Annotated in this window: 16 protein-coding genes and 1 riboswitch; of the genes, 8 read left to right on the top strand and 8 right to left on the bottom strand. The window is 65.6% G+C overall.

The annotated features are described in order from the left end of the window. Positions 1-141 precede the first annotated feature (141 nt). From glpK to QMF22_RS02400, 3 genes are all read right to left on the bottom strand, one after another. Complete coding sequence (glpK, locus tag QMF22_RS02410; RefSeq protein WP_283449975.1) at positions 142-1656, bottom strand: glycerol kinase GlpK; 1515 nt, start codon at positions 1654-1656, stop codon at positions 142-144. Positions 1657-1727: 71 nt separating this feature from the next. Then, positions 1728-2462, bottom strand: a complete 735-nt coding sequence (locus QMF22_RS02405; RefSeq protein ID WP_283449973.1) for an MIP/aquaporin family protein — start codon at positions 2460-2462, stop codon at positions 1728-1730. A 187-nt stretch (positions 2463-2649) separates the two neighbouring features. Then, positions 2650-4392, bottom strand: a complete 1743-nt coding sequence (locus QMF22_RS02400) for a glycerol-3-phosphate dehydrogenase/oxidase (protein WP_283449971.1) — start codon at positions 4390-4392, stop codon at positions 2650-2652. A 181-nt stretch (positions 4393-4573) separates the two neighbouring features. Between QMF22_RS02400 and QMF22_RS02395 the strand changes: the two genes are divergently transcribed. The 7 genes from QMF22_RS02395 (at position 4574) to QMF22_RS02365 (ending at position 11065) form a co-directional block, all read left to right on the top strand. Beyond that, positions 4574-5476 (top strand): sugar-binding transcriptional regulator, encoded by a 903-nt coding sequence (locus QMF22_RS02395; RefSeq protein ID WP_283450732.1) that lies wholly within the window; start codon positions 4574-4576, stop codon positions 5474-5476. Positions 5477-5535: 59 nt separating this feature from the next. Next, positions 5536-5672: riboswitch (FMN riboswitch) on the top strand. A 90-nt stretch (positions 5673-5762) separates the two neighbouring features. Continuing rightward, positions 5763-6797 carry a bifunctional diaminohydroxyphosphoribosylaminopyrimidine deaminase/5-amino-6-(5-phosphoribosylamino)uracil reductase RibD gene (gene ribD, locus QMF22_RS02390; RefSeq protein WP_283449969.1) on the top strand — a complete coding sequence of 345 codons (1035 nt, stop codon included), beginning with the start codon at positions 5763-5765 and terminating at the stop codon, positions 6795-6797. Between the two features lie 7 nt (positions 6798-6804). Continuing rightward, positions 6805-7452 (top strand): riboflavin synthase, encoded by a 648-nt coding sequence (locus tag QMF22_RS02385; RefSeq protein WP_283449967.1) that lies wholly within the window; start codon positions 6805-6807, stop codon positions 7450-7452. Further along, on the top strand, positions 7449-8708 hold the full coding sequence (gene ribB / locus QMF22_RS02380; protein WP_283449964.1) for a 3,4-dihydroxy-2-butanone-4-phosphate synthase: 1260 nt from the start codon (positions 7449-7451) through the stop codon (positions 8706-8708). Before QMF22_RS02385 ends, ribB begins: the two co-directional genes overlap by 4 nt. Then, complete coding sequence (ribH, locus tag QMF22_RS02375; protein ID WP_283449961.1) at positions 8708-9184, top strand: 6,7-dimethyl-8-ribityllumazine synthase; 477 nt, start codon at positions 8708-8710, stop codon at positions 9182-9184. Before ribB ends, ribH begins: the two co-directional genes overlap by 1 nt. A gap of 24 nt (positions 9185-9208) precedes the next feature. After that, the gene (locus QMF22_RS02370) at positions 9209-9565 is read left to right on the top strand and encodes a hypothetical protein (protein WP_283449959.1); all 357 of its coding nucleotides are present in this window, start codon (positions 9209-9211) and stop codon (positions 9563-9565) included. A gap of 141 nt (positions 9566-9706) precedes the next feature. Then, a complete protein-coding gene (locus QMF22_RS02365; protein ID WP_283449957.1) occupies positions 9707-11065 on the top strand; it encodes an MFS transporter in 1359 nt (452 codons plus the stop codon). A 53-nt stretch (positions 11066-11118) separates the two neighbouring features. On the opposite strand, the gene QMF22_RS02360 is transcribed toward QMF22_RS02365, so the two are convergent. From QMF22_RS02360 to QMF22_RS02350, 3 genes are read right to left on the bottom strand one after another with little or no spacing between them, the layout of a single operon-like run. Further along, positions 11119-11943, bottom strand: coding sequence for an ABC transporter permease (locus QMF22_RS02360; RefSeq protein WP_283450731.1), 825 nt, complete (start codon positions 11941-11943; stop codon positions 11119-11121). An 11-nt stretch (positions 11944-11954) separates the two neighbouring features. Beyond that, entirely contained in the window at positions 11955-12818 is an 864-nt protein-coding gene (locus QMF22_RS02355) for an ABC transporter permease (RefSeq protein WP_283449955.1), read from the bottom strand. Next, positions 12815-13756, bottom strand: a complete 942-nt coding sequence (locus QMF22_RS02350; protein ID WP_283449953.1) for an ABC transporter ATP-binding protein — start codon at positions 13754-13756, stop codon at positions 12815-12817. Before QMF22_RS02350 ends, QMF22_RS02355 begins: the two co-directional genes overlap by 4 nt. Before the next feature lie 67 nt (positions 13757-13823). Here QMF22_RS02350 and QMF22_RS02345 point away from each other — a divergent pair, with 67 nt between their 5' ends. Further along, entirely contained in the window at positions 13824-15749 is a 1926-nt protein-coding gene (locus tag QMF22_RS02345; protein WP_502846894.1) for an ABC transporter ATP-binding protein, read from the top strand. Here the strand turns inward: QMF22_RS02345 and QMF22_RS02340 are convergent. Beyond that, positions 15746-16171 (bottom strand): YybH family protein, encoded by a 426-nt coding sequence (locus QMF22_RS02340; RefSeq protein WP_283449951.1) that lies wholly within the window; start codon positions 16169-16171, stop codon positions 15746-15748. The genes QMF22_RS02345 and QMF22_RS02340 overlap by 4 nt on opposite strands. 32 nt (positions 16172-16203) lie before the next feature. Next, the gene (locus QMF22_RS02335) at positions 16204-19257 is read right to left on the bottom strand and encodes an alpha-mannosidase (protein ID WP_283449949.1); all 3054 of its coding nucleotides are present in this window, start codon (positions 19255-19257) and stop codon (positions 16204-16206) included. Between the last annotated feature and the right edge of the window lie 22 nt (positions 19258-19279).

Genomic DNA, 19279 nt, shown 5'->3' with positions numbered 1-19279 from the left:
CAAATTGCAGGAGTTATTCGGCTGGGCCAGGTGGAGAGGGGAGGCCGGACGGCCGACTGCTCGACGAGGGAGGCGAGATGCCGAAAGCCCGGCCCCGCGTGGACGGGGCCGGGCTTTCGGGCTACACAGGATGGGCAAGAACTAGCGCACGTCTTCGTCTACCCAGTCCAGGGTCTTCGTGACGGCCTTCTTCCAGTTGCGCAGCAGGCGGGCGGCCTCCTCCGGGTCCATGGACGGCTCCCAGCGGGAGTCTTCCTGCCAGTTGGCGCGCAGGTCGTCGAGGCCGCTCCAGAAGCCGACAGCGAGTCCGGCCGCATACGCTGCGCCGAGGGCGGTGGTCTCGGCGACGACCGGACGCACGACGGGAACGCCGATGATGTCGGCCTGGAACTGCATGAGCAGGTCGTTCGCCGTGGCGCCGCCGTCGACCTTGAGTTCGGTCAGCGGCACGCCGGAGTCTGCGTTGACCGCGTCGAGTACCTCGCGGGTCTGGTACGCGATGGCTTCGAGCGCGGCACGGGCAATGTGGCCCTTGTTCACGTAGCGGGTGAGTCCCACGAGGGCACCGCGCGCATCGGAACGCCAATACGGTGCGAACAGGCCGGAGAACGCCGGTACGAAGTAGGCTCCGCCGTTGTCCTTGACCGTCTTGGCGAGGTCTTCGATCTCGGAGGCGTTCTTGATGATGCCAAGCTGGTCGCGCATCCACTGCACGAGCGAGCCGGTGACCGCGATCGATCCCTCGAGCGCATAGTGCACGGGGGCGTCGCCGAGCTTGTAGCCCACGGTGGTGAGCAGGCCGTTCTTGGAGTGAATGATCTCGGTGCCGGTGTTGAAGATCAGAAAGTTACCGGTGCCGTAGGTGTTCTTCGCCTCGCCCTGATCGAAGGCGGCCTGGCCGAAGGTCGCGGCCTGCTGGTCGCCGAGGATGCCGGCGATCGGCACCTCGCGCAGCAGGCTGTGCCCGCTCGCGATGCCGTAAACCTCGGAGGAGGACTTGATCTCGGGCAGCATCGACTTCGGCACGTCGAAGATGGCGAGGATCTCGTCGTCCCACTGCAGGGTCTCAAGGTCCATGAACATGGTGCGGCTCGCGTTGGTGACGTCGGTCGCGTGCACGCCGCCCTCGATGCCGCCGGTGAGATTCCACAGCACCCAGGAGTCGGTGGTGCCGAACAAAAGGTCGCCGGCATCCGCTTTGGCGCGGGCACCCTCAACGTTTTCGAGGATCCAGACGATCTTGGTGCCGGAGAAGTAGGTGGCCAGCGGCAGGCCGACCTTGTCCTTGAAACGTTCGACGCCGCCATCCGCTGCCAGGCGATCGACGATCGACTGCGTGCGGGTGTCCTGCCAGACAATGGCGTTGTAGACGGGTACGCCGGTGTTCTTGTCCCAGACGACAGCGGTTTCGCGCTGGTTGGTGATGCCGACGGCCTCGATATCGTGGCGGGTGATGTTCGCCTTGGACAGCGCCTGGCCGATGGCCTCACGGGTGTTGTCCCAGATTTCCTTCGGGTCATGCTCGACCCAGCCGGCCTGCGGCAGAATCTGTTGGTGCTCGAGCTGGCCGGTCGAAATGATCGACCCTGCCTTGTCGAACACGATCGCTCGGGAGCTCGTGGTTCCCTGGTCGATGGCGAGAACGTACTTGGCCATGTGTAACTCCTTTGTTGTTCCAGGTGGAATAGCTAAGTTTAAAGCGGATGCTGCAGAATACGTCGAATGCTTTAGCCCAGGATGGGTAGCAGCACTCCCGACGAGGCACCGGCGAGCACGCCACCGATAATGGGGCCGACGACCGGTACCCAGGAATAGGACCAGTCACTGCCGCCCTTGCCCTTGATCGGCAGCAGGAAGTGCGCGATGCGGGGTCCGAGGTCACGGGCCGGGTTGATCGCGTAGCCGGTGGGCCCTCCGAGTGAGGCGCCGATGGCGATCACGAGCAGGGCCACCGGCAGGGCGCCGAGCGCGGCCAGACCGCCGCCGTCGCCATTGCGGCCGAAACCGATGACGACGAAGACGAGCACGAAGGTGCCGATGATCTCGGTGACGAGGTTCCAGCCGTAGGAGCGGATAGCCGGCCCGGTGGAGAAGACGCCGAGCTTGTTGGCGGCTTCCGGCTCCTGGTCGAAGTGCTGCTTGTAGGCGAGCCACACCACGACGGCGCCGAGGAAGGCACCGATCATCTGGCCGCCGATATAGGTCAGCGTCGATACGACATTGACCGGCACGCCCGAACCGAAGGTGTCGGCCCCGCTCGCGACGAGACCGAGGGTGACGGCCGGGTTCAGGTGGGCACCGGAGTTGTAGGCGGCGATCACACCGGCGTAGACCGCAAGGCCCCAGCCAATCGTGACCATGAGAAAGCCGCCGCCGAAACCCTTGTTCTTGGCGAGGGCCACGTTGGCGACAACGCCACAGCCGAGCAGAACGAGGATGGCCGTTCCCACGACCTCTGACATAAAGACGACACCGAGATTGTCCACATTGACCTTTCAGATGGGGTGATGCTGTTCACCGACTCGACCTTGTTGTCGAGTGCGGCTGTCGTGCGTAGTGTCTAAAACGTATCGGCGCGCGGGCTGACGCAAGCCGGTTTTCACTGCACGTTCGTGCAGATTGTCGGCAATCGTCAGCCCTGGACGGGGGTCAAGCGACGAGGACGGCGGCCTCACCGACGGCAGCGAGGTCGACCCCGTGCACGTCGATCAGGATGCCGCGGGCCAGCTCGATTTCTTCGGCCCGGCGTTCTGCGTTCCAGCCGAGCACCGGGGCGACGACGAGGGCTAGCTCTTCGATCAGCGGGGTGGTCACGGCACCGACGAAGGCCATGCTGGTACGGCGCAGCAGCACGTCGATCAGGCGCACGACGCTCTCGGTCGATGCCAGAAACTCGATCTCGCGTCGGCTGTAGGCCGCGTTGTGCTGGAGCGGGGCATCCGCCGGACCGCTTGGGTCGGTCAAGAACTCGATGACCTCGCTGGCCCGCGTTCCGTACCGGGCGAGCAGGGCTGCGGCGCGGTCGGTGCCGACCTCGTCGCCGTGGGCGGTGACCCAAACCTGGTGGGTGGCATCCGTAGCGGGGAAGTTGCGCCCGCCACCGATGGCGAGGCCCTCGGTGGAGACGGTGCGCGGCAGGCCGAGCAGCTTCAGAATGTCGGTGCTCAGGTTTTCGGCCAGGGCACGGAACGTGGTCCATTTGCCTCCGACCAGGCTGAGCAGGGTGCCGTCCTCGACACCGGCACGGGGCAGCGGACGAGACTCGATGCGGTAGTCGCGGGAGACGAAACCGGGGGCCTCATCGTCGTGGCGGGGCAACGGACGCACACCGGCAAAGCGGAAAACGATGTGCGAACGATCGACCTTCACCGTTGGGAAAACGTGCGCGACCAAATCGAAGAAGTAATCGGTCTCCGGTTCGGTGCAGCGAATCGGCTTGCTCATGTCGTGCTCGAGGTCGGTGGTACCGACCAGAACGCGGCCCTTGAGCGGGTAGATCAACACGATGCGACCGTCTTCGTGCTCGAAGAAGATCTCGCGGCCGCCGGTCGCCGCGAGCAGCTCGGGGTTATCGAGCACAATGTGTGAGCCCTTGGTGCCGCCCATGAACGTGCTCGGCTGGCCGAGGGCGTCATTGGTGAGGTCAGTCCAAGGACCGCTCGTGTTGACGACGACGTCCGCTTGGAATCGGAATTCTTCGCCGGTGATCGTATTGCGCAGCAGCACGCCGTTCTCGTCCATTCCGGCGGCTTCGACGTAGTTGGCGGCGCGGGCATGCGGGCCGGCGTCGAGGCCGTCGCGCAGTACGTCGAGGGCGAGGCGCTCAGGGTCGTGCATGGCGGCGTCGTAGTAGGTGGCCGTGTATTTGAGTCCGGGGTTGAGCAGGGGAAGCGCGGCAAGGGCCTTGGTACGGCCTTTGAACTCGTGGCGCGGCACCGTTCCACCATCGCGGGAGAAGGAGTCGTAGATCATCATGCCGAGCTTGATGAGCATGGCACCACGTTCGACGTGCTTCTTGCCCTGCTTGTGGGTGAGAAACCGCAGCGGCGCGGCCATGACGCCGGAGAAGGTGGAGAAGATGGGAATCGTGGTCTGCAGGGGCTTCACGTAATGCGGCGCGATCTTCAGCAGGCTGTTGCGCTCGGTCACCGATTCCTTGACCAGGCGGAATTCGCCGTTTTCGAGGTAACGCACTCCGCCGTGGATCATGTGTGAGCTCGCCGATGATGCACCCGAGACGTAGTCGTTCTTCTCGACGATGACCACGTCGACGCCCTGCAGGGCCAGATCGCGGAAGGTGGCGATGCCATTGATGCCGGCGCCGATGATGAGAACCTGAGCGTTCGGATGAGCGGAGATCGCGGTTGAAGTCTGTGAGTTTAAGAACGACATTGTTGTCACCTCTGTCTCGGGCTTGCACTCGGCAAGCCATGTGAATAGATTCAGTCTGACAGTCCGACACAATTTCTCAACCGGATTGAACATACGTGCAAGGAGCGCCGTGACCTTCGATCTCGATCCCGTGCAGTCCGATCGCAGCCGTGACGCCCTCACTGCGGCCCACCTGTACTACATGCAGGACCTCACGATGGATGCCATCGCACAGGAGCTGCATACCTCCCGTTCGTCCGTTTCCCGCCTGCTCAGCCACGCTCGAGAGACCGGCCTGGTCGACATACAAATCAAGTCCCCGCTGGATGCCCCGAGCCACCTCGAGCAGCAGATCGAAGCTCGATTCCAGATCACGGCGCACGTCGTTCCGGTTCCGGACAGCGCTAGCGATGTCGATCGGCTCGAGCGTGTCGCCCTGTCTGTTGCACGAATTCTCGGCCAGTACTTCGATTCGAACATGACCATGGGTATCGCCTGGGGATCCACCATGAACGCGATCAGCCGACACGTGACGCCCAAGCAGACGCACAACTCGCAGATCGTGCAGCTCAATGGGGCGGGAAACATGCGTACGACCGGTCTCGGCTACGCGAGTGAGATTCTCGGCCGTTTCGGAACGGCCTTCGGCGCGCACGTGCAGCAGTTTCCGGTGCCGGCCTTCTTCGACGACCCGGCGACCAAGCAGGCGCTGTGGGGTGAGCGCAGCATCAGCCGACTGATCGATATGCAGTCAATCATGGATATCGCCCTGTTCGGCTTGGGTTCTCCGTTCTCCGGCGTGATCAGCCGGGTCTACGCCGGTGGCTACCTCGAGCAGGCCGAATTCGACGCCCTCAGCGCGGCTGGCGTGGTCGGCGACGTTGCGACAGTGTTCTACCGCGCCGACGGTTCAGCCGACGATATCGCCATGAACGAACGCTCCACCGGCCCGGACTTCACCGTGCTGCGCCGCACCCCGCGCCGCATCTGCGTCGTGGCCGGCCGTTCCAAGCTCGCGAGCCTCCGCGGTGCCCTGGCCGCGCACCTCATCACCGACCTGTTCGTCGACGAGAGCACAGCCCGCGCCCTGGTCGAGGCAAACTGATCGGATATTGAACGGAATACCACGGCTCGCAGGCTGTTGCACTATAACTAGAAGTACTACACGTGCTCCGGGGTCGGTGTAATTCCGAACCGGCGGTTAAAGTCCGCGACCCGTTAGCCCCTGTCACGAGGGACCGACGGTTGAGCTGGTGAAACTCCAGCACCGACGGTCAAAGTCCGGACGGGAGGCGCACGAGTTGGTTGGCACCTGCGGTCGACCGACGGGTTTTAGGCATGATGATGCACACCCACACCCCCGGAGCTCGTCCGACACGGATGAGGGCGGGATGACCAACAACGCGGCGGTGAACGTGGGTCTGCAGAGCGCCTTGCTCCGCGCCCTCGAACTGGCCGCCCAGGGCCCCGCCACCGGAGTCAACCCGCGGGTGGGTTGCGTCATCCTGAACGCCAACGGCGAGACCCTCGCGGAAGGGTGGCACCGTGGTGCCGGCAGCCTGCACGCGGAGGTCGACGCCCTCGCACAGCTCGACGCCGGCGCCGCTCGCGGAAGCACCGTCGTTGTCACGCTCGAACCGTGCAACCATGTCGGCCGCACCGGTCCCTGCGCAGAGGCCCTGATCGACGCCGGCGTGGCTCGCGTCGTGTACTCGGTGACCGACCCGGGCGAGCACTCCTGCGGCGGGGCCGATCGGCTGCGCGCCGCCGGCATCGAGGTGCAGGGCGGACTCCTCGACGATGTCGGCGAGGCCTTTCTTGGCGACTGGCTCGTCGCAGCCCGCCTCGGTCGGCCGTTCGTCACGCTCAAATGGGCATCGAGCCTCGATGGTCGGGCCGCCGCCGCCGACGGCTCCAGCCGCTGGATCACCGGCGCCGAAGCTCGCCTCGACGTGCACCGACGTCGTAGCGCCAGCGATGCGATCCTGGTGGGCACCGGCACCGTTCTCGCCGATGACCCCGCCTTGACCGCGCGCGACACCGACGGTGGGCTCCTCGCCCGACAGCCCGTGCCCGTGGTGGTCGGGCGACGTGAGGCGCCGGCATCCGCTTCCCTGTTTGCGCACCCGCAGCACCCGCTGTTCTTCGACGGCCTCGACCTGTCGGGCCTCCTGTCCGACCTGCACAAACGCGCCATACGCAGCGTATTCATCGAGGGCGGCCCAACCGTGGCGAGCGCGTTCGTGGGCGCCGGGCTCGTCGACGAATACCTCGTCTACCTCGCGCCGACCCTGATCGGCGGCCCGCGCCTGGCCCTCACGGACATCGGTGTCGCCGCAATCGGTGAGCAGCGCCGCCTTTCTATTCATTCCCTCGACCGCCTCGGCGACGATGTTCTCATCGTGGCCCGACCGCTCACACCCTAAGGAACCCATGTTCACCGGAATCATCGAGGAGCTCGGCCAGATCGAGCGCATCGAGACCACAGCGGATGCCGCCCGCCTCACCATCCGCGGCCCACTCGTGGTCGACGGGGCGCTGCGAGGCGACTCCATCGCCGTAGCAGGCGTCTGCCTCACCGTCGTCGAACGCACCTCCGACACGTTCACCGCGGATGTGATGGCGCAGACCCTGTCGATGTCGACCCTGTCTGACGCCAGAGTCGGCTCCACGGTCAACCTCGAACGAGCCGCCCTCGTGGGCGGACGACTCGGCGGCCACATCGTGCAGGGCCACATCGACGGCACGAGCACCGTTCTCACCGTCACCCCCGGTGAGGCCTGGCGGGTGCTGCGGTTCAGCCTCAGCGCCGAGCTGGCGCCGCTCGTGGTCGGCAAGGGGTCGATCGCCATCGACGGCGTCTCCCTCACCGTGAGCAACATCAGCCCGGCCACCGATGTGAACCAATGGTTCGAGGTGTCGCTCATTCCGGAGACCCTCACCGCCACGACACTCGGCGAACGCGCCGTCGGCGACCGGGTCAACATCGAGACCGACATTCTGGCCCGACACGTCGAACGGATGCTGGCCCTCGCCACCCACAATTTCCAGCCCGAATCAGCAACAAGGAGCGCATCATGAGCCTGGCCGATATTCCCTCCGCACTCGACGCCCTGCGCCTCGGCCGACCGGTCATCGTCGCCGACGACGAGGGCCGCGAAAACGAGGGCGATGTCATCATCTCCGCCCAGCTGGCCACGCAGGAGTGGATTGCCTGGACCGTGCGCTACTCCTCCGGATTCATCTGCGCGCCGATGACCAACGAGATCGCCGACCAGCTCGACCTGCCGGTGATGGTGCTCAACAACGAGGACCCACTCGGCACCAACTACACGGTGAGTGTCGATGCCGCCGACCGGCTGTCGACCGGTATCAGTGCCGCCGACCGCGCGCACACCCTGCGGGTGCTGGCCGACCCGCAGTCTGCCCCGGCCAGCCTGCACCGCCCCGGCCATATCCTGCCGCTGCGGGCCCGCGACGGCGGCGTGCGCGAGCGCGGCGGCCACACCGAAGCTGGTGTCGACCTCATGAAACTGGCCGGCCTGGTTCCGGTCGCCGCGATCGCCGAGATCGTCGCCGAGGACGGCGAGATGATGCGTCTGCCCGGCCTCCTCGAACTCGGTGTGCGCGAGGGGCTGCTCGTCATCACGATCAAGGACCTGATCAGCTACCTGGACGAGTTCCACCCGAACGAAGCCCTGCCGACCATCGCCCCCATCATCGAGGCGCCGCGGGTGGACTTCGAGGTGGAGACCACGGTGCCCACCCGGCACGGGGCCTTCCGGGTGCGCGCCTACCGGGACCGCTCCACCGGTGCCGACCACGTCGCTTTCGTCGCCGGAACCCCGGTCAATGGCGCCATTGTGCGGGTGCACTCCGAGTGCCTCACCGGCGAAGCGTTCGGCTCGCTCAAGTGCGAGTGCGGACCGCAGCTCGACGCTTCCCTCGACATCATCCAGGCGGGAGGGGGCGTCGTCGTCTACCTACGCGGGCAGGAGGGGCGGGGCATCGGCCTCATCAACAAGCTGCGCGCGTACGAGCTGCAGGAAGACGGCCTCGACACGCTCGACGCCAACCTCGCGCTGGGATTGCCCGGCGACAGCCGCGATTATGGCGCGGCCACCAGCATCCTGCACGATCTGGGTCTGCAGTCGGTGCGGCTGCTCACCAACAACCCGGAGAAGGTGCGTCAGCTCGAACTACACGGCGTCGCCGTGTCCGAACGGGTGCCGCTCGTCGTGGGTATCGGCGAGTTCAACGAGGAGTACGTCGCCACCAAACGGGACCGAATGGGTCACCACATTTCCAACATCGAAATCATGAACGGAATCGCCTAATGGCTGGAACCGGACCCACAATCAGCGTTGACGGGCGCGGCCTGCGGATCATCATCGTGGCCGGTCTGTGGCACACCGGCATCACCGATGGCCTCATCGCCGGCGCGACCCGAGTGCTCGAAGCGAGCGGAGCTGAATTCACGCTCGTGCGCGTTCCGGGCAGCTTCGAACTGCCCGTCGCCTGCAAGGTCGCCCTCGAAAACGGGGCCGACGCGGTCGTGGCACTCGGCGTGATCATTCGCGGCGGCACCCCCCACTTCGAGTTCGTCTCCAACGCCGCAACGGATGGCCTCACTCGCGTCGCCCTCGACGCCGGCAAGCCCGTGGGCTTCGGCGTCTTGACGCTGGACGACGAGCAGCAGGGCCTCGACCGGGCCGGATTGCCCGGTTCGAAGGAGGACAAGGGTGAGGAGGCGGCATCCGCTGCCCTCGCTACCGCTCTCGTGTTGAGGGAGCTGCGCGGGCACATCGGGTAATTTGTGGTGCCATAGGCTGAACGCATGGACCTTCTACGCAATATTCTGCTCATTTTGCACTTCGTCGGCCTCGCCTCACTGCTCGGCGGCTTTCTCGTGCAGATCAAGCCGATCATTGCCGGCAAGGGCACCGTCGTCGCCGCGATGTTCCACGGTGCTCTGACCCAGCTGGTCACCGGCGTGCTGCTCGTCGGCATCATCGAGATGGGTTCGCTCGGCCACATCGACAATGCCAAAATCGGCGTCAAGCTGGTCGTGCTCATTGTGATCACCGTGCTCGTGATCGTCAACCGCAAGAAGCCTGCCGTGTCATCGCTCGTGCTCTGGGCCATTGGCGCCCTGACCCTGGCCAACGTAGCCATCGCGGTGCTCTGGAAGTAACTGCGCGAAAGCGGGCTAAGGTATTTTGTGACCTCTACACGCGGCCACACCACTATTCGTGCGTAAACGCTTCCGCGGGAAGTCTGATCGACTTGCGGGTTTCGTCGGCGCCCAGCCATCCCACCGGAGCGTTCCACCCTCATGTCAACATCCACAGCGTCAGTTTCGACGCCGACCACCCCGCTGAATCCGAAGAGCCGCGTCATCATGGCGAGCCTCATCGGCACAACCATTGAGTTCTACGACTTCTACGTCTACGCGACGGCCGCAGTGCTGGTCTTCCCGCACCTGTTCTTTCCCACCGGCAACGAAACGACGGCCCTGCTGGCCTCCTTCGCCGTCTTCGGCGCCGCAATGGTGGCCCGCCCGATCGGCGCGCTGTTCTTCGGCCACTTCGGTGACCGCAAGGGACGCAAGGCCACCCTGGTCGGCGCGCTGCTCACGATGGGAATCGCGACCTTTTTGATCGGCCTGCTGCCGACCTACGCCATGATCGGCTGGTGGGCACCGCTGATGCTCGTCATCCTGCGCCTCGCCCAGGGCTTCGCCCTCGGCGGGGAGTGGAGCGGCGCGGCGCTGGTTGCAACAGAGAACGCTCCGGTCGGCAAGCGCGCCTGGTACGGCACCTTCCCGCAGGTCGGCGCCCCGCTCGGCTTCATCATTGCCAACGGCCTGTTCCTCGGCCTCGCCCTCGCCCTCGCGCTGCCGTCGACCGACCCGACCCGTCCGTCTGAGGCGTTCCTCGAGTGGGCCTGGCGCGTGCCTTTCCTGTTCTCGGCCGTGATGGTCATCGTCGGACTCTGGGTGCGTCTGCGCCTGGTGGAAAGTGACGTCTTCACCAAGGTCGTCAAGGCTGACAGGGTTGAGAAGCTGCCGCTCGCGGCCGTGTTCAAGAGCAACTGGCGCGAACTCATCCTCGGCACGTTCATCATGCTGGCCACCTACGTGCTGTTCTACCTGATGACCACCTTCACTCTGAGCTACGGTCGTGCCGCCACCGATGCCGAGGTTCCCGGGCTCGGCTTCACCTACAACAGTTTCATTCTCATGATGATTCTCGGCGTAGTGTTCTTCGGAATCTTCACCCTCGCCTCCGGACCCTGGGCGGATAAGCACGGACGTCGCAAGACGCTCATCATCGTGACCCTGTTCATCATCGTGTTCGGGTTCCTCTTCGTACCGTTGCTCGGTGCCGGTGACCTCAGCGTGATGCTTTTCCTCATCGTGGGCTTCTCGCTCATGGGCATGACCTTCGGCCCGATGGGCGCACTGCTGCCGGAGCTGTTCCCGACGAATGTGCGCTACACCGGCTCTGCGTTCGCCTACAACATGAGCTCCATTCTGGGTGCCGCCGTCGCCCCGTTCATCGCCGTCTGGCTCTGGACGATCGGCGAGGGCAGCCCGTTCTGGGTCGGCATCTACCTCTCGGTAATGGGTGTCATCACCCTGATCGCGCTTATCCTGAGCCGCGAAACCAAGGATCTAGACCTGCACCGCTGAATTCTCTCGGTACGGCATCCGCTCCCCTCACGCTCGGCGTGGGGGGAGCGTTGTCAGTTCAGGAAGAGGGCTTTGAGGCGGCGGGTGGTCGCGAACAGGCCAACCACGATCATCACGGCGTAGTAGAGCACGTGCCAAAGCAGCCCAAGGTTGACCTGGCCGGTGGTCAGGGCCCGCACCAACTCCACGCCGTGCCAGAGCGGCAGCGCCTGGATCACATATTGGATTCCCTGCGGGTAGACACTCAGCGGGTAGAACGTGGCCGAGAACAAAAACATCGGCAGCAGCACGAAGTTGATCCAGTCCATCTGCTGAAACGTCTTCATGTAACTCGTGACCGCCATGCCAACGCTTGCGAATCCGAACGCGATGAGTAACACGGCGGGTAGGGCGAGCAGCGCCCACCAGGACAGGTTCAGGCCAAGCGCCTGCATCACGAGCATGAATCCGGTCGCGTAGAGCAGCCCGCGCAACAGGGCAAGCGAGATCTCGCCGAGCGCAACGTCGAGCGGGCCGAGCGAGGTCGACAGCATCCCCTCATAGAGCTTGGCGAACTGCATCTTGAAGAACACGTTCCAGGTCGAGTCGTAGATCGCGCCGTTCATCGCGGCGACGGCGAGCAGGGCCGGGGCGATGAACGCCGCGTACGGCACCTGGGTGCCGTCGGCGGTCTGCACCTGCCCGATCAATGCCCCGAGGCCGACACCCATCGACAACAGGTAGAAGATGGGCTCGACGAAGCCGCTCAGCACGACGAGCGAGTTGGTGCTGCGGGTGGCCCGCCAGCCGCGCGCCATCACACTGCGCGCGTTTCCGGCATACAAACTGCCCAACGCCCGCGGCGGACGAACGCCCGCCGCGATCGTCGACGGAGACAGCTGCGGCCCGGTCACTTGTTCAGCCTGTCGGCCGTGAGGCGGCGAGCCCAGATCCAGCCGATGGCCAGCAGCGCAGCGAGATAGAGCGCGTGCACGAGGCTCAACCAGATCGGCTCCGGCATACCGTAGGCGAAGACTCGAGAGAGTTCGGTGCCGTGCCAGAGTGGCGAGATCCAGCCGATCCACTGCAGGTACGGCGGCAAAACGTCGAGGGGAAAGAACGTGCCGGAGAACAGGGTCATCGGCAAAATGATGAAGCGCTGCACCATGGCGAGCTGCCCCGTGTCGTCCTTGAGGGTGGCCGTGTAGGCCATCACGAGCGCCCCAAAGGCCAGGCCGGTGAGCAGCGCCACGAGCACGGCAACGAACCCGAGCAGCCCGGGTACCGCCCCGAAGACCAGCATGAAGATGTAGAAGATGGCGCAGGTGAGCAGCATGCGCGCCGCGACCGAGATGACGATGCCGTTGATGATCTGGCCGGGCTGAATCGAGCTCGCATTCATGCCGAAGAAGGTGGGGTTCCACTTGAATCCGAGCATGATCGGGTAGGTGAACTCTTCGGATGCGACCGCGATCGCACTGCTCCCGAGCAACGCCGGGGCGAGAAAGGCGAGGTAGCTCACCCCGTTCACGGCGTCGTCGCCGAGATTGCCGTCGACCAGGCTCGCCAGGCCCACCCCCATGGCGTAGAGGTAAACCAGCGGGCTGCCGATTGCCGTGAACAATACGGTTTGCGCATACGACCGCATCACCCGAAATCGGTGTTCGGCCACGTACCAGGAGCCGTAGCGGCGGGTACGCGCGGCCTGAGCGACCGCCGCCGCGAGCGCATCAGAGCGGATGCCGTCGCTCGTGTTGTCGGAAAGCGTGCTCATTCGATCAGGTTTCGGCCGGTGAGCCGCAGGAACACATCTTCCAGGCTGGAGCGACGCACGAGGCTGGTGATCGGGTGGAGGCCAGCCGCGGTCATCCGCTCCAATTCGTTCTCGCCGCTGTCGCTGTAGACCAGGATGCGGTCGGGCAGCACGTCGACCCGCTCACCATAGCCCTCGAGACGGCCGGCGACCTCGGAATTTTGGGTGGACCCGAACCGCACCTCGAGTACTTCGCGCGAGGAGTACCGGCGAATGAGGTCGGCCGGGGACCCCTCTGCCATGATGCGCCCCTTGTCGACCACGACGAGGCGGTCGCAAAGCTGCTCGGCTTCGTCCATGTAGTGGGTGGTGAGGAGCAGCGTCGTGCCCTGCTCTTTCAAGCGGAACAGGCGGTCCCAGAGAATGTGGCGTGCCTGCGGGTCGAGCCCGGTGGTCGGTTCGTCGAGCAGCAGGATGCGCGGGTCGTTGATGAGCGCCCGGGCGATGGTGAGGCGACGCTTCATGCCACCGGAGAGGTCGTCGACCTTGGCCGTGGCCTTGTCGGCGAGCTGCGCGAACTCGAGCAGTTCGTCGGCCCGACGGGCCACCCGAGCGCGCGGCAGCCCGAAGTAGCGGCCGTAGACCAGCAGGTTCTCCCGCACCTTGAGTTCCATGTCGAGGTTGTTCTCCTGCGGAACGACGCCGAGCTGGGAGCGAATCTCGGGGCCATACCGATTGGGGTCGAGGCCGAGCACCGTCAGGTCGCCGCCCGTACGGGTGGAGACCGCACCGATCATGCGCATCGTCGTGGATTTACCGGCGCCGTTGGGCCCGAGCAGCCCGAAAGACTCCCCCGGCGCAACCTCAAAGCTGATGCCGTCGACGGCGACGAAATCGCTCGAGCTTTTGACCTGATAGCTCTTGACGAGATTCTGGGTGGCGATGACAGGCTCTGGCACAGTTCTAACCTAGACCGCACCGGTGACACTGGGGATAGTTCGCATCTTCGGCGGCTACGATTCTCTGGTGACTACCGCTACCCGTGTGCCCGAATCTGCTGCTGCATCCGCTTCCACGCCCACGTCGAAGCCGCCGCGCGGCCGACGGGGCCGCCCCGTTCCCGCCGGTCCCCGCGCCACGTTCAGCCAGTTGCTGCCCTACCTGTTCGAGCACAAAAAGGTGCTCAGCGTCGTCATCGTGCTGAGCGTGCTGGGCGCCGCCGCGAGCCTGGCCCAGCCGCTGCTCGTGAGCCAGGTCATCACGATCGTGCAGGCGAATGACCCACTCGGGTCACTCGTTGGTGTGCTGATTGCCCTTGTGGTCATTTCCGGGCTGATCAGCGGTTACCAGCACTATCTGCTGCAGCGCACCGGCGAGGGCGTCGTGCTCTCCAGCCGACGCAAATTGGTCGGGCGATTGCTGCGCCTACCTATCAGCGAATTCGACGCCCGCCGCACCGGAGACCTCGTCTCCCGGGTCGGCAGCGACACCACCCTGCTGCGCGCGGTGCTCACCCAGGGCCTGGTCGAAGCGATCGGCGGCTCGCTCACCTTCATCGGCGCACTCGTGGCGATGCTCATCATCGACCCGGTGCTGCTCGGCCTGACCGTTCTCGTGATCGCAGTATCAGTGGTCACCGTCACCCTGTTGTCGCGGCGTATCCGCACCGCCAGCACGGCCGCCCAGGTTAAGGTCGGCGACCTCGCGGCGAGCGTCGAACGCGCCATCAGCGCCATTCGCACCGTGCGCGCCGCCAATGCCACCGACCGTGAAGTCGCGGTGATCGAGGAAGACGCCCGCGGTGCCTGGCGCATGGGCATCAAAGTCGCCAAGATCAGCGCCCTCGTCGTACCGATCGCAGGCATCGCCATGCAGGTGTCGTTTCTGGTGGTTCTCGGCGTCGGCGGCTTTCGGGTCGCGAGTGACGCCATCACCATCGCCGACCTGGTCGCGTTCATACTCTTCCTGTTCATGATGATCATGCCGCTCGGCCAGTTCTTCGGCGCGATCACCTCTGTCAACTCGGCGCTCGGCGCGCTCGGTCGTATCCAGGAGATCATCGATCTGCCCGCCGAGGACCAGTTCGACCGGGACATCGCTCCGCTCGCCATGACGGTCGGCGCCGCCAACGAAAAGGTGCGCCCGGAAGCCGCCGCGATCAGCTTCGAGAACGTGCACTTCGGCTATGCGGTCGCTCCGGTTGACCCTGATTCCAGCAAAGCGGATGCCGGCGCCACCGATATCGAGACCGCTCCCACGTCAACGGACCTCCGGCCGGTGCTCAAGGGCGTCTCCTTCGCCGCCCCGCGCGGACTGCGCACGGCGCTCGTCGGGCCGAGCGGGGCGGGCAAGAGCACGATTCTGGCCCTGATCGAGAGGTTCTACGACGTTTCGGACGGCACCGTGCGACTGGGCGGGCTGGACATCCGCTCGCTGGATCGCGCCGCGCTGCGCGCCCAGATCGGCTACGTCGAGCAGGACGCCCCGGTGCTCGCCGGGTCGCTGCGGGACAACCTCACCCTCGCAACCCCGGACGCCACCGACGAGGACTGCATCACCGTGCTGCACGCGGTCAACCTCGGCGAGGTCCTCGACCGTGACCCGGCCGGCCTCGGTGCTGCGGTCGGCGAATCGGGCGTCAAGCTCTCCGGTGGCGAGCGCCAGCGGCTTGCGATCGCGCGGGCGCTGCTCGCTGCGCCGCCGATTCTGCTGCTCGACGAGTCCACCTCGAGTCTCGACGGCAAGAACGAGCAGATGATGCGCGAGGCCATCGACGCCGTCGCGGCGGACCGCACGCTGATCGTCATCGCGCACCGCCTGTCAACCGTGGTCGACAGTGACCAGATCGTCGTGCTCGACCACGGCGAGGTCGTCGGCGTCGGCACCCACTCCGAGCTCGTGGTTTCGACTCCCCTGTACCGAGACCTGGCCAAGCACCAACTGCTGGTTTAGCCGAAGATTGCCTGGCCCGTTTTCATGTCGATGGGCAGCGAAGTATGTTCGTGGACGATCTTCCAGCTGACGCTGCGCCTTTCTAGATTGACCGTCAAGCGATTCGACAGTGAACGCTGGCGCTCGCCGGCCGGGGAGATCGCCGTGAAGGTCACAAACGCGTGTCCGAACGCCAGGTCGGCGCCGACCGTCGTGTGCACATCGGCAAAGACGACCTCTTCGGTATCTCTTCCGAGGCCTCTGAACCAGTCCGTCACCATTGCCCGCCAGGCATCAAGACCCGAGTATTTCCACTGCCCCCAGCAATCGAAGACGGCCACATCGTCGTCGTACAGGGCCACGAAGGCTTCCACATCCTGAGCAGCCACCGCCGCCACGTAAGCGTCGAAGGCACGGATCACCGGGTTTTGTTCGGTCGTCATGCCACCATCCTGTCAGGAGTCTCGAGCGGTGCCTAGCTCGGGCCGGCATAGCGCAGAGTCACGAGTTGGAACGGGCGCAAGCGCAGGGTGAGTTCGGGTCCGTCAGCGGCGACGACGGCGGCCGAGGCAACCTGGCGCTCAAGCAGGTCGGTCTCGAACATACCGGTCGCCTCGAATGAGCGGATGACGCGGGCCAGGGCCCGGGTACCGTGCGCCTCATAGACCCGCACGATGACGTCGCCGCTGCCGTCCTCGGCGAGCTTCACCGCCTCGATCACGACGGCAGGGTTGTCGACGGTGATTAGAGGCTCGATTGGCGTGGATCCGACGCCGGTTACGGTGCGGATCGGCAGGTTCAGCCTGTAGCCCTCATATACCGCGTCGGGAATACTCGCGCCCACGCGCAGGGCCACTCGCAGATTGTGAACACCCTGGTCAGCGGTGGGATCGGGAAAGAGCGGCGCGCGCAGCAGGGAGAGCGACACGGTCGTGCCGACGCGGGGTGCGGCATCCGCTTCCGATGCAAAGGCGATGCGGGTAATCGCGTGCCCGTAGGTGGAATCGTTGGCGACCGCCACGCCGAAACCGGGTTCGCCGACGTGCACCCAGCGGTGGGCGACGGTTTCGAAGCGGGCCGCATCCCACGAGGTGTTTGCATGCGTCGGACGGAATATATGCCCGAACTGGATCTCGGAAGCGGCCCGGTCAGCGGCGACATCGAGCGCGAGGTTCAGCCGCAAGAGCTTCTGGCGCTCGTGCCAGTCGATGCTGAAGGCGAGGTCGATCGCACTCGACTTGCCGGCCAGGGTCACGTTTTCGGTGACCGTCGAGGCGCCGAATTGGCGCACGACACGCACCCCGACCGTGCCAGGCGGCAGGGCGGAGAGCTCGACTTGTTCGACCGATTCGGCCTCGGTCAGTTCCTCGAACAGGCGCGCGTTGGGGGTATCGATGTCCCAGGCATCCCACTGGGTGGGGTTGTCGCGGTGCAGGGTCAGCAGGTTGGCCCTGGCGCCGGGCGGTACGACCTCGCGGTCGGCGTGGCGATCGTAGATCGAAGTGAAGAGACCGTCGGCGTCGATGGTCACGCGCACGTCCCCGTTCGACAGCACCCAGCCCTCGGGGGTGTGTGCGATCGTGGCACCAAGAAGGGAATCCTCAACCTGGGTGACACCGCCGAGGGCGGGCACACCCTCCTGGGCATAGGGCCCCGCGTTCAGCAGGATCGCGTCCTTGCCCGGCCCAGACAACGCGCGAACGCCGACCTCGATCACCCCCTCGAGCACCGCAGCGACCCGCGCATATTCGCACTCCGCCTGCTGGTGAACCCACGCGATCGACGAGCCCGGAAGAATGTCGTGAAATTGTTGCAGCAACACCGTCTGCCACGCGTTCTCGAGGGCCGCGCGCGGATACTCCGCCCCGGCTCGCACCGCGGCCATTGTCGCCCACAACTCCGCCTCGCGCAGCAGGTGTTCGCAGCGCCGGTTGCCCCGCTTGGTGCGGGCCTGTGAGGTGAGCGTGCCGCGGTGAAACTCCAGGTACAGCTCCCCGGACCACACCGGCGGCGCCGCGTATTCGGCCTCGGCCGCCTCGAAGAACCGCCGCGGACTCGACAATTCGACCGTCGGCGACCCCTCGAGCGACGCGGTGCGGTGGGCGGCGGCGATCATCTCCTCGGTCGGTCCACCGCCGCCGTCGCCCCAGCCGAAGGGCACGAGCGAGGTGTTCGCGACACCCTTTTCGCTGTACAGACGTTCGGCACGGGCCAGTTCGAGCCCGGACAGCTGTGCGTTGTAGTCGGCGACCGGCGGAAAGTGAGTGAAGATGCGGCTGCCGTCGAGGCCTTCCCAGAGAAAGCTATGGTGCGGAAACACGTTCGTGTCGTTCCAGGACAGTTTCTGGGTGAGAAACCAGCGGCTGCCGGCGGCCCGCACGATTTGCGGCAGCGCCGCCGAGTAGCCGAACGAATCGGGCAGCCAGACCTCGAGCGGTTCCACCCCGAACTCCTTGATGAAAAACGATTTGCCCGCCACGAACTGCCGGGCCAGCGCTTCACCGCCGGGCATGTTCGTGTCGGATTCAACCCACATTCCGCCGGCAGGCACGAAGTTACCGGCCTGAACGGCCCGCCGCACACGCTCGAATAGCTTCGGGTAGCCGTCCCGCAGCCAGGCGTACTGCTGCGCCGACGAGGCCGCGAACACGAAGTCGGGGTGACGGTCGATCAGATCGAGCACATTGGAGAACGTGCGCGCCACCTTGCGCACGGTCTCCCGCACCGGCCAGAGCCAGGCGCTGTCGATGTGTGCGTGTCCGACAGCGTGCACCCGGTGCGCGCTCGCGTTCGCCGGGCTCGCGAGCACCTCGGCGAGAGCGGCCCGACCGTGCGAAGCCGTGCCGCCGACATCGTCCGGGTCGAGCAGATCCAGGCACCGTTCCAGGGCGCGCAGAATTTTCGCCCGTCGCGGTGCCGAAGCGGGCAGCTCGCGGCGCAGGCCGTCGAGCGCCATGACGTCCTGCAGAAGGTGCCAGGCCTGTGTGTCGCGCAGGGCGACATCCGCTTGCCGCAGTGTGTAGAGCGGCGTGGTTCCAGCGGTCGCCAGATCGCCCAGTGGGGTGGGAGTGAAGCTGAAGTCGGCGGCGATATTGGGGTTGGCGGCGGCCTCGATGTAGAGGTCGATGCGAGTATCGGTCACCGCGACCGTGCGGTTCAGGGATTCAATGCCCTTGAGCAGGCGGCCGTCGGCGCTGTACGCGCTGCCCTCGGCCTGGAACCCCGGCACGGCCATCGTGAAGCCGAGGTCGAGCACAACCTCGATGCGGGTTTCGGCCAGGCCGGCCCACTTGGGCGGCACCGTTCCCGTCAGGTGAAACCACACCGTGCCCCACGGTGGACCCCACGCCTCGCCCACGACAAACGGCGTGAACGGATGCGAGACCGCCTCCGCAAACGAGACCGGCTCCCCAGGTGCCACCCAGGCCGTGACCGTGAGCGGCGCGGTAGCCCGATAGATCGCCGGCTGAAGCCGTTCGCGAACGAATCGGTTCAGCCGGGCCTCGACGAGTGCGCTGTCGTCATGCATGCTCGCATCCTATGACGGTCGC

This window comes from Cryobacterium sp. PH31-L1, assembly GCF_030063145.1.
GTDB lineage: Bacteria > Actinomycetota > Actinomycetes > Actinomycetales > Microbacteriaceae > Cryobacterium.
The sequence above is the reverse complement of the archived record's forward strand: the minus strand, read 5'-3'. Positions and strand labels throughout refer to the sequence as shown.

Coding starts and splice junctions, on each gene's coding strand:
- glpK (WP_283449975.1), bottom strand. CDS start 1,656: ATGGCCAAGTACGTTCTCGCCATCGACCAGGGAACCACGAGCTCCCGA.
- QMF22_RS02405 (WP_283449973.1), bottom strand. CDS start 2,462: ATGTCAGAGGTCGTGGGAACGGCCATCCTCGTTCTGCTCGGCTGTGGC.
- QMF22_RS02400 (WP_283449971.1), bottom strand. CDS start 4,392: ATGTCGTTCTTAAACTCACAGACTTCAACCGCGATCTCCGCTCATCCG.
- QMF22_RS02395 (WP_283450732.1), top strand. CDS start 4,574: ATGCAGGACCTCACGATGGATGCCATCGCACAGGAGCTGCATACCTCC.
- ribD (WP_283449969.1), top strand. CDS start 5,763: ATGACCAACAACGCGGCGGTGAACGTGGGTCTGCAGAGCGCCTTGCTC.
- QMF22_RS02385 (WP_283449967.1), top strand. CDS start 6,805: ATGTTCACCGGAATCATCGAGGAGCTCGGCCAGATCGAGCGCATCGAG.
- ribB (WP_283449964.1), top strand. CDS start 7,449: ATGAGCCTGGCCGATATTCCCTCCGCACTCGACGCCCTGCGCCTCGGC.
- ribH (WP_283449961.1), top strand. CDS start 8,708: ATGGCTGGAACCGGACCCACAATCAGCGTTGACGGGCGCGGCCTGCGG.
- QMF22_RS02370 (WP_283449959.1), top strand. CDS start 9,209: ATGGACCTTCTACGCAATATTCTGCTCATTTTGCACTTCGTCGGCCTC.
- QMF22_RS02365 (WP_283449957.1), top strand. CDS start 9,707: ATGTCAACATCCACAGCGTCAGTTTCGACGCCGACCACCCCGCTGAAT.
- QMF22_RS02355 (WP_283449955.1), bottom strand. CDS start 12,818: ATGAGCACGCTTTCCGACAACACGAGCGACGGCATCCGCTCTGATGCG.
- QMF22_RS02340 (WP_283449951.1), bottom strand. CDS start 16,171: ATGACGACCGAACAAAACCCGGTGATCCGTGCCTTCGACGCTTACGTG.
- QMF22_RS02335 (WP_283449949.1), bottom strand. CDS start 19,257: ATGCATGACGACAGCGCACTCGTCGAGGCCCGGCTGAACCGATTCGTT.